The sequence below is a fragment of the Kocuria sp. KD4 genome (genome assembly GCF_011769905.1).
In the GTDB taxonomy this organism is placed as follows: domain Bacteria; phylum Actinomycetota; class Actinomycetes; order Actinomycetales; family Micrococcaceae; genus Kocuria; species Kocuria marina.
Window position 1 is genome coordinate 2,332,137 of the sequence record NZ_CP050449.1, and the last position, 14,782, is coordinate 2,346,918.

The 14,782-nt window shown below is 69.0% G+C and carries 10 protein-coding genes; 4 read left to right on the top strand and 6 right to left on the bottom strand.

Translation table 11 applies throughout. The annotated features are described in order from the left end of the window. Positions 1-157 precede the first annotated feature (157 nt). Positions 158-1,501 carry a 4-aminobutyrate--2-oxoglutarate transaminase gene (gene gabT / locus HBK84_RS10430; protein ID WP_167318840.1) on the top strand — a complete coding sequence of 448 codons (1,344 nt, stop codon included), beginning with the start codon at positions 158-160 and terminating at the stop codon, positions 1,499-1,501. Between the two features lie 193 nt (positions 1,502-1,694). On the opposite strand, the gene HBK84_RS10435 is transcribed toward gabT, so the two are convergent. Beyond that, the gene (locus HBK84_RS10435) at positions 1,695-2,741 is read right to left on the bottom strand and encodes a hypothetical protein (RefSeq protein ID WP_167318841.1); all 1,047 of its coding nucleotides are present in this window, start codon (positions 2,739-2,741) and stop codon (positions 1,695-1,697) included. A gap of 262 nt (positions 2,742-3,003) precedes the next feature. Here HBK84_RS10435 and HBK84_RS10440 point away from each other — a divergent pair, with 262 nt between their 5' ends. Next, entirely contained in the window at positions 3,004-4,521 is a 1,518-nt protein-coding gene (locus tag HBK84_RS10440; RefSeq protein WP_167318842.1) for an amidase, read from the top strand. Positions 4,522-4,645: 124 nt separating this feature from the next. Next, complete coding sequence (gene pgm, locus HBK84_RS10445; RefSeq protein ID WP_167318843.1) at positions 4,646-6,280, top strand: phosphoglucomutase (alpha-D-glucose-1,6-bisphosphate-dependent); 1,635 nt, start codon at positions 4,646-4,648, stop codon at positions 6,278-6,280. Between the two features lie 869 nt (positions 6,281-7,149). Here the strand turns inward: pgm and HBK84_RS10450 are convergent. From HBK84_RS10450 to HBK84_RS10460, 3 genes are all read right to left on the bottom strand, one after another. Next, positions 7,150-8,712 (bottom strand): sulfatase-like hydrolase/transferase, encoded by a 1,563-nt coding sequence (locus HBK84_RS10450; protein ID WP_240918968.1) that lies wholly within the window; start codon positions 8,710-8,712, stop codon positions 7,150-7,152. Positions 8,713-8,931: 219 nt separating this feature from the next. Continuing rightward, positions 8,932-9,714 (bottom strand): metal-dependent transcriptional regulator, encoded by a 783-nt coding sequence (locus HBK84_RS10455; protein ID WP_085108639.1) that lies wholly within the window; start codon positions 9,712-9,714, stop codon positions 8,932-8,934. Between the two features lie 367 nt (positions 9,715-10,081). Continuing rightward, a complete protein-coding gene (locus tag HBK84_RS10460) occupies positions 10,082-10,936 on the bottom strand; it encodes a 3-hydroxyacyl-CoA dehydrogenase (RefSeq protein WP_167318844.1) in 855 nt (284 codons plus the stop codon). A 253-nt stretch (positions 10,937-11,189) separates the two neighbouring features. On the opposite strand from HBK84_RS10460, the gene HBK84_RS10465 reads away from it, so the two are divergent. Next, on the top strand, positions 11,190-12,605 hold the full coding sequence (locus HBK84_RS10465; protein ID WP_240918970.1) for a uracil-xanthine permease family protein: 1,416 nt from the start codon (positions 11,190-11,192) through the stop codon (positions 12,603-12,605). 8 nt (positions 12,606-12,613) lie between these two features. Here the strand turns inward: HBK84_RS10465 and HBK84_RS10470 are convergent, their stop codons facing one another. Together HBK84_RS10470 and HBK84_RS10475 are read right to left on the bottom strand one after the other, a co-directional pair. Beyond that, on the bottom strand, positions 12,614-13,675 hold the full coding sequence (locus HBK84_RS10470; RefSeq protein WP_240918972.1) for an enoyl-CoA hydratase/isomerase family protein: 1,062 nt from the start codon (positions 13,673-13,675) through the stop codon (positions 12,614-12,616). Positions 13,676-13,685: 10 nt separating this feature from the next. Continuing rightward, on the bottom strand, positions 13,686-14,756 hold the full coding sequence (locus HBK84_RS10475) for a YeiH family protein (RefSeq protein WP_370520533.1): 1,071 nt from the start codon (positions 14,754-14,756) through the stop codon (positions 13,686-13,688). Positions 14,757-14,782: the final 26 nt, after the last annotated feature.

A 14,782-nucleotide genomic window follows, 5' to 3' on the forward strand; every position in this document is an offset into this window, starting at 1 on the left:
CTGACGGGAGGAGGGCCCCACGAGGGTCCGAACTCCCGGCACCGGCCGCACACGGACCCGCCTCGGCTGGAGCCCCGGATCACCGGGGCTTTCCGGGGCGGATCCGATTATCGAGTTTTCGCGTCCCCGTGCCGCTGTAGTGAAAGGGCAACCGAACATGGCTGACATCGAATACCGGCTTGAGCAGAAGCGCGATCTGAAGACCGCCCTCCCGGGCCCCAAGTCGCAGGAACTCGCGGCGCGGCGGGAGAAGGCGGTCGCGGCCGGCGTCGCCTCCTCCGTGCCCGTCTACGCGGACGAGCTCGACGGCGGCATCATCAAGGACGCGGACGGCAACCAGCTCATCGACCTGGGCTCCGGCATCGCCGTGACCTCCGTGGGCGCCACCGCGCCCAAGGTTGTGGAGAAGGTGCGCGAGGCCGTGGGTAAGTTCACCCATACGTGCTTCATGGTGACCCCCTACGAGGGGTACGTGGAGGTCGCCGAGAAGATCGCGTCCCTGACCCCTGGGGCCTTCGACAAGCGCGCCGCGCTGTTCAACTCCGGTTCGGAGGCCGTGGAGAACGCCGTGAAGATCGCGCGCGTGCACACCAAGCGCAACGCGATCGTGGTCTTCGACCACGCCTACCACGGCCGCACCAACCTGACCTTGGCCATGACCTCCAAGGTCATGCCGTACAAGCAGGGATTCGGGCCGTTTGCCAACGAGGTGTACCGCGTTCCCATGTCCTACCCCTTCCGCGATCCGGAGGGCATGACGGGCGAGGAAGCCGCCAAGCGCGCCCTGACCCTCGTGGAGAAGCAGGTGGGTGCGGAGAACGTGGCCGCGATCGTGATCGAGCCCATCCAGGGTGAGGGCGGGTTCATCGTCCCGGCCCCGGGCTTCCTGCCCGCCCTGTCGCAGTGGTGCAAGGACAACGGCGCGGTCTTCGTCGCGGACGAGGTCCAGGCCGGCGTGGCCCGCACGGGCAAGTGGTTCTCCTCCGAGTACGAGGGTGTGGAGCCGGACCTCGTGACCTTCGCCAAGGGCATCGCCGGCGGTATGCCGCTGTCCGGAGTGGTGGGCCGCGCGGAGCTCGTGAACGTGGTGCACGGTGGCGGCCTGGGCGGCACCTACGGCGGTAACCCCGTCGCGTGCGCCGCCGCTCTCGGCGCGATCGAGACCATCGAGGACTGGAACCTCGCAGACCGTGCCCTCGAGATCGAGAAGATCATCAAGGAGGAGCTCGGCTCCCTGGCAGAGTCCTCCCCCATCGTGGGCGAGCTGCGTGGGCGCGGCGCCATGATGGCGCTCGAGTTCGTGAAGCCCCGTTCCAAGGAACCCAACGCGGACGCCGCCCAGCAGATCGCGGCCAAGTGCCTCGAGCAGGGCGTCGTCATCCTCACGTGTGGCACGTTCGGCAACAACGTGCGTCTGCTGCCGCCGCTCGTGATCGACTTCGACCTGCTGCGCGAGGGCCTACGGATCTTCGCCAAGGCCATCGAGGAGGTCGGCGCCTGATCCGCGCTTCCTGAGCTTTACCGCGTACGACGGCGGGCGGTCACCGGGGTTCTGGTGGCCGCCCGTTCGCGTGTCCGGCGCGCAGGGCTGGGGTATCCGTCAAACGCACGACATCGACTGAGCCAGTCAGCCCGAAGGCGGGCTCTACCCCCCCACAGTTCCCCAGGGGGGCGTCCGATCCGGAGCCCGGAGGCTACCTCACGTACACCGTGGCTTCCAGAGTCGAGTTGCCCAGGTAGTGGCCCACGGAGGCGACGCTGGTTTTGGTGGCAGCAGATGTGTCCGGTGACTGGATGACGGCGCAGGATCCCCCGTGAGAAAGTTCTGCCAGCGAGGCCGCTTCATATTCTTTGGACTTCGCATCGCCGCTGAGTGGGGGCGCACCGCTCTCAGTCACCGCGTACTGGAAGGGCCGCCAATTGTGACCGTTCGCGTTGACGCCAGTCTCCATGAGCTGTTCCTGGGTGGCGGCATGTGAACACAATGCGCCCCATGCGCCATTGAGCTGGGGAGGCATCACGGCGTTGAGTTCTTTCTGGGCATTCGGGCTGAAAATGCGGAAATTGATGTCGTTGCCCTTCAGCGTGGTGCCGTAGAGCTCAGCCAGCCGATCATTGCTGCCGACGGGAACCTTTGCCTCGGGGGCTCCGGTGGCCCTATCCGTTTCAGCGGATCGGTCGGAGGGAGTAAGGGTTATGCCCTCTCCCACAGTCGCGTGAGTCACCTGGTGAGGGTACGCGCTCTCCGTGGCGAGAACGACGGTTTTCTTCTGGCCCGCAATTACTTCGTATTCATCCCAACTGAAAGCGTTGTGCACCTCGATGATCCGGTTGGTGGCATCGACGCTCGAGCTCTCCGGCGCTTCCGATTCGTTCAGGTAGTCGCCGAGTGCGGTGTATTCGACCAGGTCACCGGCCGGCGTCGTGAAAGTCGCCTTCAGCGTGGTGATTGAGTCTGCGCCCTTGATGTTGTCAACGGTGACGGCCAGGAAATGCAGCGGAGTGATCGATTTTCCCATCAACTGGCGGGCTTCCTCGACCCCGGACGGCGCTTTCACTTCAGCGGTAGCGGTGAATCGTGCCCCGTTATCACCGGCGCCTGACCAGTTCTGCACATCCTGGTACACCTGGGGGCTGGGCGCGCCTACGCTTGATTGGCCGGTGTCCGAGGCGTCATTGTTCGCGGAACACCCGGTGAGCACGACGAAGGCTAAAACCGCGACGGAGAGCGACCGTTTCATGGGGGATCTACTTTCTCGGTGTGATGCGTGAGGGGAAATTCGAGCATACTGCGGCGACTTTGGCGTCGGGATCGAACAGGCGATCATGACGGAGCTCAGAGGGTTGGACTGGTTCGATTCCCTTGAATGAGTCGTCGGAGTATTTTCCCGGGCGGTGTCGGCCGGCCGTTGTCGGCAGCACCGCCCTTGCTCTGAGAACTTCATGACGCGCAATGGTTAGGCTGGGGTCCCCGCACACGTCCCGAACGCCATGGAGGACACGGTGGAACACTTCCCCACGTTGACCGAGACCGTTGCCGCCCTGCGCCGCGGGGAGGTGACGAGCGAGGAGCTGACCCGGCGGACGCTCGAGCGGATAACCGAGCTCAACGCGCACTTGGGGGCCTTTGTCCATGTGGCCCCAGAGGCCACCCTCGAGCGGGCCCGCAGCGCGGACGAGCGGCTCTCGAGCGCCCGAGGCGACTCCGAGGAGGATGCCTCCGAGCTCCCCGCCCTGCTGGGTATCCCCACCGCGCTCAAGGACGGGCACGACGTCGCCGGGATGCCCACCACGTGGGGCGCACTGACCACGCGGGACGAGACCGGTACCGTGCCGCCCGCTGCCGTATCCGAGCCGCTCGCCGCGACCCTCGAAGCCTCCGGTGCGGTGATCCTCGGCAAGACCCAGGTCCCCGAGTTCCTGCTCAATTGCTATTCGGAGAATCGCGCTTTCCCTCCGGCCCGCAACCCGTTCGCCCTGGACTGCTCCCCTGGCGGGTCCTCCGGGGGTCAAGCGGCCGCCGTGGCCGCGGGGATCCTGCCCGGGGCCGTGGGTTCCGACGGCGGCGGCTCCATCCGGATCCCCGCGGCGGCCTGCGGACTCATCGGCCTGAAACCCAATCGTGGGCGTGTCCCGAGCAACGACGCCCTGTCCAACGTGGGACAACTTGGGGTCAACGGCCCCATCACGCGCACCGCCAGGGATGCCGCCCTGTTCATGGACGTGCTGTGCCACACCCCCGGACACGATCGGATCGACCGCCCCGTCCGGGCCGCGCCCGAGCCGTCCTTCACGGCAGTGGTCGACGCCGCCCTGGCCGGGCGGATGCCGTGGGGTGAGCGCCCGCTGCGGATCGGTGTCAGCACGGCGTCGCCCTTCGACGAGACCTACGACATCTCCGTATCACCCGAGGCGCATGCCGCGCTCGACGACGGGGTGCGGCGCCTCGAGCGGGCGGGGCACGACGTCGTCGACGCCCGGATCTCCTACGACCCGGCCTACCCGGACGCGTTCTTCCGGCTGTGGAGCACCGTCATGGGGCAGCTGCCGCTAACCGGGCAGGAAGGACAGCTCACGGGCCTGGCCCGGGCGTTCCGGGACCGCGCGCTGACACGGTCCGCGGTGGATCTCGCCGATGCCGTGGCGGTCCTGCGGGACATCGAGGCCAATGTGATCAGCCAATATGCCCAGTACGACATGATCCTCACTCCGGCGCTGGCCATGCCCCCGCGCCCGATCGGCTGGTTCCACGAGGGCTTCGACATCACCGACCCCGCCGGTGCCGAGCAGGATTATATGCGGCAATGCCAGTACACCCCGTGGACCTCCCTGATCAACGTGGTGGGGCTGCCCGCGATCACGATCCCCACCACGTGGGCTACACCCGAGCGAGGCAACTACCCCGGGCCGGTGCCCATGGGCGTGCACCTGGTGGGAGCGGCGTCGTCCGAGGCGTGGCTGCTCGCGCTCGCGGCGCAGTTGGACCCGCCGACCACGCCGCGCGCGTCCTTGGTGGCCTGACGGCACCTGCTCTGAGCGCGAGCTGCGAGCGCGCTGCCACCGGCCGTTCGGGCCCCGGCGTGCGGTGCGCGGAAACCTGCGGAAAACGACTGACGGGCGCCGCGATCGGGACTAGGTTTGAACCATGGCTAACCGTGCGGGCACCGTCGCCCAACCCAGTGACCTCGTGGACATCGACCAGCTCCTGGCCGCGTACTTCGACCGCGTCCCGGACGCGGACGATCCTGATCAGCGCGTGGTATTCGGCACCTCCGGGCACCGCGGGTCCTCACTGAAGACCTCGTTCAACGAGCACCACATCGCCGCGATCACGCAGGCGATCGTGGAGTACCGCACCGCCCAGGGGATCACCGGCCCCCTGTTCATGGGCAAGGACACGCACGCGCTGTCCGGACCCGCGCAGGACACCGCGCTGCAGGTGCTCGCGGCCAACGGCGTGCGCACCCTGCTGGACTCCCGGGACGGCTTCACGCCCACCCCGGCGCTGTCCCACGCGATCCTCACGTACAACGCCTCCGAGCCCGAGGACCGCGCGGATGGCATCGTGATCACCCCGTCCCACAACCCGCCCACGGACGGCGGCTTCAAGTACAACCCCCCGCACGGCGGTCCCGCGGACACGGACGCCACCGAGTGGATCGCGAACCGCGCCAACGACCTCATCGCGGCGGGCCTCGATGGTGTGGAACGAGTGCCCCTGGAGGAGGCCGCCGCCGCGGAGACCACCGGGACCTTCGACTTCCTGGACAGCTACGTCTCCGCGCTGCCGGAAATCATCGACCTCGAAGTCATCAAGGAATCCGGGCTGCACATCGGCGCGGATCCCATGGGCTCGGCGTCCGTGGCGTACTGGCAGGAGATCGGCGAGCGCTTCGGGCTGAACCTGACCGTGGTCAACCCCGAGGTGGACCCGCAGTGGGCGTTCATGACGCTGGACTGGGACGAGAAGATCCGCATGGATTGCTCCTCCCCCTCGGCCATGGCGTCCCTGATCGGCAACCGGGACGAGTACGACATCGCGACCGGCAACGACGCCGACAGCGACCGACACGGCATCGTGACCCCGGATGCCGGGCTCATGAATCCCAACCACTACCTGGCCGTGGCCATCGACTACCTCTACCGCAACCGTTCCGGGTGGTCCCCGGAAGCCGGGATCGGCAAGACCCTGGTGTCGTCCTCGATCATCGACCGCGTGGCCGACTCGCTGGGCCGCCGGTTGGTGGAGGTCCCCGTGGGCTTCAAGTGGTTCGTGCCCGGTCTGCTGGACGGATCCATCGGCTTCGGCGGGGAGGAATCCGCGGGCGCGTCCTTCCTTCGGATGGACGGTTCCGCGTGGACCACTGACAAGGACGGCATCATCCTGGCGCTGCTCGCCGCGGAGATCACCGCACGCACGGGCAAGACGCCGTCGCAGCGCTACGCCGAACTCACCGAGCAGTTCGGGGATCCGGTGTACGAGCGCATCGACGCCCCGGCCGATCGCGAGCAGAAGGCCGTACTGAAGAAGCTGTCCGCCGAGCAGGTCACCGCGGAGACCCTCGCCGGGGAACCCATCATCGCCAAGCTCACCGAGGCGCCGGGTAACGGCGCCACTGTGGGCGGGCTGAAGGTGGTCACGGAATCCGCGTGGTTCGCGGCCCGGCCGTCCGGGACCGAGGACGTGTACAAGATCTACGCGGAGTCGTTCAAGGGCGCGGAGCATCTGGCGCAGGTCCAGAAGGAGGCCAAGGCGCTCGTGGATTCAGTGATTGGCTGAGACCGCAGAACGCGGGACGTCACGGAGGCGGCACTCACCGACGCGGCGTCCCTGAGCCGCCCCGGCGGTGTAACCTCCCTGCGCAGCAGGGCCGTGAGCGGGAGGGGCGTGCAACTGCACGCCCTCCCGTTCGTTGTCGACCATGGGCAGGTCCCGATTCCCGGTGGGGGGGGTCCCCCGTGCCGCACTCGCGAACGTCGACCAGCGCTCCACCCCGTCCCCAGCCCCTGGGCAGTCCACGCAGCGCCCGGCACCCGCCCCCAACCCCCCGACCGTTCTCGGACCCGGCGCCGTGCTGCAGTCCGAACCATGGCACCGTTTCCAGGCCGCCCTGGGCCCGCCACCCACCTCTTCTCAGGGCCCGGTTGGCACGCCCTGGTCGTTGAGGAGACCTCACGGTCGGGGCGGCTCTGGTACGCGCCGTACGGCCCCGTGCTCATCCACCCGGGTGGCGCGCATGCCGTGATCGAGCTGCTGCACCACACGGCGGGCCGCCGGGGCTTCACCGCGTACGGCTCCGACTCCCTGCGCACGACCGCCCGTGTGCTGGGCGAGACCGGGAGCTGCACCGCTTACACGAGCTCGGTGGACGGCACCGTGGTCAGCGCGTTGCTCCCCTACGGCTCCCCCACCACGTGGGTGTTCGCCCCCCTCCGGGATGGACCTCGCGCTGCGCAAGCTACGCCCCAACCAGCCGCTGATCGTCCAGGCGCTGCTCGACGCCGCAGCACAGGGTCAGCCCGTGGCCGGCCTCTTCGGGGTGGCCTCCGCGAACGACCCCGGCCACCCCTGGACGGGATTCAGCGCGTTCAAGCGATCCTTCGGCGGGGCGGCCGGAACCGTCTCCGGGGGTCGAGCCGCCCCTGCCCTCAGCGCACCGGATCCTGCGGGTTCCACGCGCGGGTGTAGAACTCGGCCGAGCGGGACTCGAGCAGCAGTGCGTACTCCTCCGGGTCCATGGCCTGGGCCGAGCCCTGGGGAGGCTGTTGCCGCCGGACGGACGTGCCGAGGCCCGCCGCGCCGTCGTGCACCGATAGCCCCGCCGCCTCCAGGAGGGTGGGGTACATGGACAGCTGGTCCGCGCCCGCCCGCAGGGGCTGGTCCGAGGACTCCCCCGGGATCCACACGCGGTTGAAGATGGTGCGGTTGGGGTGGTGGTCCAGCTGCTCGTGGAACGCGTCCCCGGCGCTCATGTGCTTGAGGTGGTCCCCCATGACCACCACGGAGGTGTCCTCCAGGTAGCCCTGGAGCCTCATGTGCTCGATGAAGCCCGCCACCTGCGTCATGGAGCACGCGAACACCGAGGTCACCTGGTTCTGGGTGTCCACGCCGCAAGAGTCATAGACGTGCACCGGTTCGTGGGTGTCCAGGGTCAGCATGGACAGGTTGAACGGCTGGCCCGTGCGCTCGGAGCGGGCGTGCAGACGGTCCACCTCGTCCTTCGCGTGGGCCATGAGCCGCTCGTCGCTGAGCCCCCAGTCGCCGCGAAAGTTCTGCTCCGGCTCGCCGGCGGCCCGCCAGTCCGCGAGCCCCTTGTCCTCCGTGTAGCCGTGCGATCGCAGGAAGGCGTCCTTGCCGGCGAACGAGGAGTTGGCCCCGCCCAGGAACGTGCTGGTGTAGCCGTGGTTCTGCAGCACGTCCCCCAGACACGTAACGCCTCCCAGGTACTGCTCCATCCCGGCGCCGATGTCACTCGAGCTGATGCCCTCCCCCGAGCTCTTGAGGGGGATGCCGCACTGGGTGGATGTGAGCCCGGCCATGGTCCAGCCGCCGCCCTCGTACTGCTGGAGGTCGGTGACGCTGCGCCAGCCGTCCTCCGTGCGGGTGACGTCCTCCAGGGGCGCGAACGCATTCTTCTCGAACAGCTGGTCGTCCGCGAGGGTCTGCTCCCCCGACTCGAGGTAGACCACCACCAGGTTGCGCTTGCCCGCGTCCCCGGTGACGGTGGGCTGGACGTAGCGCGATCCGATGTCATGCGGGAACTTGGCGGCCTTGACGTAGCGGGGCAGGTCCACCGCGGACGCGAAGCTCGCGGTACCCCCCACCACCACCGCAGCCACCGCGATCACGGAGACGGAGCGGACCACGCCGCGCGGAGCGCGCGCAGTGTGCCCGGACAGGCGGCGGCGCCACACCCACCGGCCCAGCGCGACCGCCAAGGTCAGCAGCACGGGAAGCACGCCGATCAACAGCACCGAGACCCACACGATCGACCCGCCGCCGCCGTCCGTCTGCACGGACACCAGGTTCATGCGCATCTGCCCCACGGAGATCTGACCCCAGTAGTGCCGGATCACCCCTGCGGCCGCCAGCAGGGTGAGGCCCAGCCAGATCAGGCCGTAGCAGAGCCCTCGGCCCGTCCACCGGCCCAGCCGTCTGCTCGCACGCAGAAAACCCTCGGACATGTTGTGGACCTCGTGCTCCTCGATCACCGGTGCCAGCCGGCACCGCCGCGGCCCGGGCATGGTGTGCCGCCGCCTACATATTCGTGTTCTTTCAAGGGTAGGACATGTTCCGGTCACCTGCTGTTCACCTTGTGGGCCCGCGACGGCGCCGGACGCAGCAGGGGAGCCCACTGTCCGAGGCGGCGCCGCTCGGTCCAGCGCGAGCCTGATGCTGTCCGCAGCCGGGCCGGGGAGCGCCTGTCCCGTTCAGCTCGCGTGGGTGAGGGCCTGCACCCAGACGGCCTCCGCCACGAGGATGCCGAGTTCCACCGTGACCCCACCGGACGCTACCGTCCCCACAACGTCGGGCGGCCCCTGCGTCACCAGAGCTGCGGGCGAGCTGCCCCCCGGGACGTCACCGCCCGGCGTCGTGCCCCCGCCGGCTACGCGCACGCGCACCGTGGCGCTGCGGTCCGGACCCGGAAGCACCCGCAGCACCGCGCCCGGCCGAATCTCGGCCTCCGCGAGAACCCGCAGGGTCTCGGGGCTCTCGTCCGAGACGCGCGTGACCCGCACGGGCTCCGGGTGGGTGACGTCCCCGAGCGGAACGGCCGGGGCGGGAGTGATCACCCCGTCCCGCGAGGGGATCGCATCCCCGTGCGGGTCCTCGGACGGGTGGCCGAGCTTGGCGTCCACACGGTCGATGAATCGGTCGGTGACGGCATGCTCGAGAACCTCGGCCTCGTCGTGGATCTCGTCCCACGCGTAGCCCAGCTCGGTGGCCAGGAACATCTCCAGGATGCGGTGGCGGCGCACCATGTGCACGGCCACGTCACGTCCCTCGGCGGTCAGCTCCACGACCCCGTATGCGGGCCGGGTCACCAGGCCCTGTGCGGTGAGCTTCTTCAGCGCCTCGGACACGGTGGAGGCCGCCAGACCCATTCGCGCGGCCAGCGACGTGGTGGTCACCCGCTCCGGCTCCCACTCGCCCAGCCGCCAGATGGTCTTCAGGTAGTCCTGGGTGGACGGGCTCAGCTCTGCGGGGTGCACGCGTTAAGCCTAGCGGCCCTCCGGGGACGTCCCCAAGGGTGCGCCCCGCGGCGTTCGCGCCGGGGATGACAGACGGCGACGACGGCGCTGCACCCCCTCCGGGGGCCGCGCCCGGGGATGTGCCCGGGGTCGCTTCGGGTGCCGCGGCACCCGGCGACGCCGCGCCGTCGGCTGGGTGCGAGGGGCCACCGTGCGACGTCGTCAGGCCGTGCGACGGTGACGCGCCTGCGCGCCGGGCCGCTGCGGCGGAATGACTCCCGCAGGAGGCGCGCAATAACGGAGCAAACGCAGAAAATGGCGCTCAGATCTGCATGTGCTCCGTTATTGCCCATCGTAGGCCGCGGCCGTGCCGGGCTCGGCCGGGGCATCACTCGTACGTGTAGAACCCCCGCCCGGAGCTGCGCCCCATGTGACCCTGGTCGATGAACTCCCGCTTCACGCGTTCCGCAACCCGCTGGGACTCCTCGGTCCCCGCATTCATGTTGATCTGGTAATAGGTCTCCATGCCCACGTGGTCCAGGATCTGGAACGGGCCTAGGGGAGAACCGGTGGCGGTGCGCCAGGTCTTGTCGATGTCCTCGGCCTGTGCGATGTCGTTGACCCACAGGTGCGATGCCGCCGTCAGGAACGGCACCAGCAGGGTGTTGAGGATGTAGCCCGCCTGCTCCTTCTTGATGTGGATGGGCACCATCCCGATCTGCCCGGCGAACTCCAGGACGGCCTCGGCCGCGGCGGGGTCCGTGCCCGCGTGCCCCATGACCTCACCGGTGTTGTTGCGCCACACCTCGTTGGCGAAGTGCAGCGCCAGGAACCGCTCCGGGTGGCCTGTGGACTCGGCAATGTCACTGGGCAGCAGCGTGGAGGAGTTGGTGCACAGGACGGCTTTCTCCGGCGCGGCCGCACCGATCTGGGACCACACCTTCTTCTTGAGCTCCAGGTTCTCGGGCACGGCCTCGATCACGATGTCCGCGTCCTGCAGGGCCGCCGCGAGGTCCGTGGTGCCGCTCAACCGGACCTTGGCCGCCTCCAGCTGCTCGGGGGTGGCCGCCATGTCCCGCGTGTACAGCAGGGACAGCTTCTCCCACTTGCCGGGCAGCGCCCCGACGATCTCGTCGCTGATGTCGTACACGGTCACGGTCTTGCCGAAGTACGCCGCCTGGAACGCGATCTGCGATCCGAGCACCCCGGATCCGATCACGGTCACGTTGGTCAGTTCAGCCATGATGTCCTCCCCCACTACTGTGTGAGTCACGCTCGCGCGAGTCGGCCTCCCGCGGGCCCGGTGGCCACGGGCGTGGCCCCCGTCACTCACCCTACTCGCCCGTAGATTTCTCGCCAGGCGCCGACAACGCCGCACGGCCACCTCCCGCGGCACCTCACCACCGCGGGTGGGCCCCGCACCACCAGTCGGGCCCCACCCGCGCACTAGAATCCTCGGGGCGGCACCCACGGCCCGCCCAGGACAAGGAGCACCCATGAGTTCATCGGTTTCCCCCGACCACACCCCGCCCACGCGCCACGAGCAGCACGAGCCGCGCAAGCAGGACCGGCGCGGCGGCGTCGTCGAGCGCCTGGGCCTGAACTGGCGGCTGCACGGGGACGGCAGGCACGTGGCCCCCGGTGATGTGGTGACCCCGCGGGAACGGCTCGCCTGGCCGCGGACCATCTCGATCGGCGCGCAGCACGTGGTCGCGATGTTCGGCGCCACGTTCCTGGTGCCGCTGCTCACCGGCTTCCCTCCGGCCACCACGCTGTTCTTCTCGGGCATCGGCACGGTGCTGTTCCTGGTGGTCACGGCGGGGCGGGTGCCCAGCTACTTGGGGTCTTCGTTCGCGTTCATCGCCCCGATCACCGCGTCCGTGAACCAGTACGGTCCGGGTGGCGCGCTCGGCGGCGTGATCATGGCCGGTGCCGCGCTGTTCCTGATCGGCGTGATCGTGCAGATCGCGGGCACGGGGTGGCTGCAGAAACTCATGCCACCGGCCGTCACGGGCACCATCGTGGCCCTCATCGGTTTCAACCTGGCCCCCTCCGCCAAGCAGAACTTCACCGCGGCACCCGTCACGGCCCTCGTGACCCTGGGTTCGATCATCCTGATCTCGGTGTTGTTCCGCGGGCTGCTGGGCCGCCTGTCCATCCTCCTGGGCGTGGCGATTGGCTACGTCACCGCCGTGATCCGCGGTGAGGTGGACTTCACCTCGATCCAGGCTGCATGGGATGAACAAGGCGTGTTCGGCCTGCCCCAGTTCCACTCCCCCGAGTTCCACCTCAACCTGGCCGGGTTGTTCATCCCGGTGATCCTGGTGCTCGTGGCGGAGAACATCGGTCACGTGAAGTCCGTGGCCCTAATGACCGGCGACGACCTGGACCCCTACATGGGCCGCGCCATCATCTCGGACGGTCTAGCCACCATGATCGCGGGCGCCGGGGGCGGTTCCGGCACCACCACGTACGCGGAGAACATCGGCGTCATGGCCGCCACGCGCGTCTACTCGACCGCCGCGTACTGGGTGGCCGCGCTCGTCGCCATTCTGCTGAGCGTGCTGCCCGTCTTCGGCGCCGCGGTGGCCACGGTCCCCCAGGGTGTGCTGGGCGGAGCGGCCACGGTGCTGTACGGCATGATCGGCATGCTGGGCGTGCGGATCTGGGTGCAGAACCGCGTGGACTTCTCCAACCCGGTCAACCTCACGACCGCGGCGATCGCCATGATCGTGGGCATCGGTGACTACGCGTGGTCGATCGGCGGCCTGGACTTCGCAGGCATCGCCCTGGGTACCGCCGCCGCCCTGGTGGTCTACCACCTCATGGCGGCCATCGCCCGCGCCCGCGGCTCGGTGGGCTCGGACCCCCTCACCCCGGACTCTTCGCAGAGCCCGTCACCGCTGGGCTGACCCGCGGTTCACACGCTGATCGGGAGGTCCGATTCCTGGTCCGCCACGTTCCGGATCCGGTCCATGTCCACCTCGGCCACCGTGGCCGGCTCCCACTGCGGGTTCTTGTCCTTGTCCACGACCATGGCGCGCACGCCCTCGATGAAGTCGTGGCCCACCGCAGTGTCCTCCGCCATACGCAGTTCGCGGCGCAGGCAGGAGACGACGTCGTCGTCCTGCGCGCCGCGCTGCAGCAGCTCGAACACGCGCGCGAGCGACGTGGGGCTCATCCCGTCCAGGTCCGAGCCCGCGTTGCGCACGACCTCCTCGAAGCCGTCCGCACCGTAGGTCGCCACGATCTCGTCCCAGCGCCCCACGAGTTCGGATTCCGGGGCCTGCTTGGCATACGACGACGTCGCGGCGTCCACTCCATCCGCCAGCACGGTGTCCACGAACGCGTCCACGTCCGCGGAATCGATGTAGGTGTCCGCCAGCCCCAGCGCGATCGCATCCGCGCCGTTGATGCGCGCACCGCTCAGCCCGAGGTAGCGGGCGACGGCGAGGGATTCGTGGCGAGCGGCGTCGTCGTCGGTCGAGGAACCGGCACCCCGGGTGACGCGCGGCAGGAAATAGCTCGCCCCGATGTCCGTGAAGAAGCCGATGGCCGTCTCCGGCATGGCCATCTGTGTGGTCTCCGTGACCACTCGGTACGAACCGTGCACGGACAGGCCCATGCCGCCGCCCATCACGATGCCGTTCATGATGGCCACGTACGGCTTGGGGTAGCGCGCGATGATCGCGTTCATGGAGTACTCGGTGCCGAAGGCGTCGCGGATCTCGTCCTGGCGGCCACCCAACGCCGCCTCGCGGACCTCCTTGATGTCCCCGCCCGCGCAGAACGCCTTGGCGAGCTGCGCGCGGATCACGACCTGCGTGATCGCGGGATCGTCCCGCCACATCTGCAGTGCGCTGACCAGCTGGTGGTACATGCTGCGGTTCAACGCGTTCAGCGCCTTGTCACGGGTCAGGGTCAACAGCCCGGTCTGGCCCTGGATCTCGGCCCGGACGAACGATTCTTCAGTAGCCTTCATGTTCCCCATGCTAGCCATCACCATGGGCTCCTGTGACGACCAGCATGCCCCCGAGGGCGGTGGCCGCCACGACGACCGTGGAGATCGCACCGAGCAGCACGGGCTTGAAGCCCACTCGCACGAGTTCCTTGGCCTTCACCCCGAGCCCCAGCGCGAACATCGCCATGCTGAGACACCACGTCTCCAGGGTGCCCAGGGCTCCCATGACCGGTTCAGGTACGACGCCGCTCGAGGCCACCAGCGCGGCGAGCACGAACCCCACCACGAACAGGGGCACGATTGGGGGTCGCTTGCCGTTGCGGGCGGCGGTGCCCGAACGGCGCGCCCGGATCCCCACGATCGTCATGATCGGCGCGAGCATGACCACGCGGGTCAGTTTGACCAACACCGCGGACGCCAGTGCCGCCGAGCCGATGGCCCCGCCCGCGGCCACGACCTGGGCGACCTCGTGGATCGAGCCGCCCGCCCACAGACCGGCCTGGTGTTCGGTCAACCCCAGGACCCCGCTGAGGAGCGGGATCACCGGGATCATCAGACTGCCGTAGAGCACCACGAGTCCCACGGCGGTCGCGACGTCCTCGTCCTCCGAGTCCGTGACCCCCTCCACCGCGGCCACGGCGGCGGCCCCGCAGATCGAGAACCCGCACGCGATCAACAGGCGCTGTGCACGCGGGACCCCCATCAGGCCGCCGATCCACACCGTGGTCAGGATGCCCACGCCGACCACGGCCACGACGACCGCGATCATCCCGAAGCCGAGTCCCGCGATGTCCTGGAGCGAGACGGACAGCCCCAGCAGGACGATGCCGACGCGCAGGACCCACTTGGCGGCCACGGCGCTCCCCGGAGCCAGAACCCGGGGCATCCTGACCACGTTGGCGATCAGGGCGCCCACGACAATCGCGATCAGCAGCGGGCTCACCCCCGGGATCAACCACCCGAGCACGAGGGATACGGCCATGCCCGCAGCGCAGAACGCCAGCCCGGGGAGGACCGCCGCACGGGAACCCGGTTGCCGTTCGGTGCCAGGGGCAGCCGGGGGCGCGGGCATCGTCGCACGCGCCACTGGAACAGGATGCATGGCCGATGCCGCGGCTGCGGCGGTTG

Coding starts and splice junctions, on each gene's coding strand:
- gabT (WP_167318840.1), top strand. CDS start 158: ATGGCTGACATCGAATACCGGCTTGAGCAGAAGCGCGATCTGAAGACC.
- HBK84_RS10435 (WP_167318841.1), bottom strand. CDS start 2,741: ATGAAACGGTCGCTCTCCGTCGCGGTTTTAGCCTTCGTCGTGCTCACC.
- pgm (WP_167318843.1), top strand. CDS start 4,646: ATGGCTAACCGTGCGGGCACCGTCGCCCAACCCAGTGACCTCGTGGAC.
- HBK84_RS10460 (WP_167318844.1), bottom strand. CDS start 10,936: ATGGCTGAACTGACCAACGTGACCGTGATCGGATCCGGGGTGCTCGGA.
- HBK84_RS10465 (WP_240918970.1), top strand. CDS start 11,190: ATGAGTTCATCGGTTTCCCCCGACCACACCCCGCCCACGCGCCACGAG.
- HBK84_RS10470 (WP_240918972.1), bottom strand. CDS start 13,675: ATGAAGGCTACTGAAGAATCGTTCGTCCGGGCCGAGATCCAGGGCCAG.
- HBK84_RS10475 (WP_370520533.1), bottom strand. CDS start 14,756: ATGCATCCTGTTCCAGTGGCGCGTGCGACGATGCCCGCGCCCCCGGCT.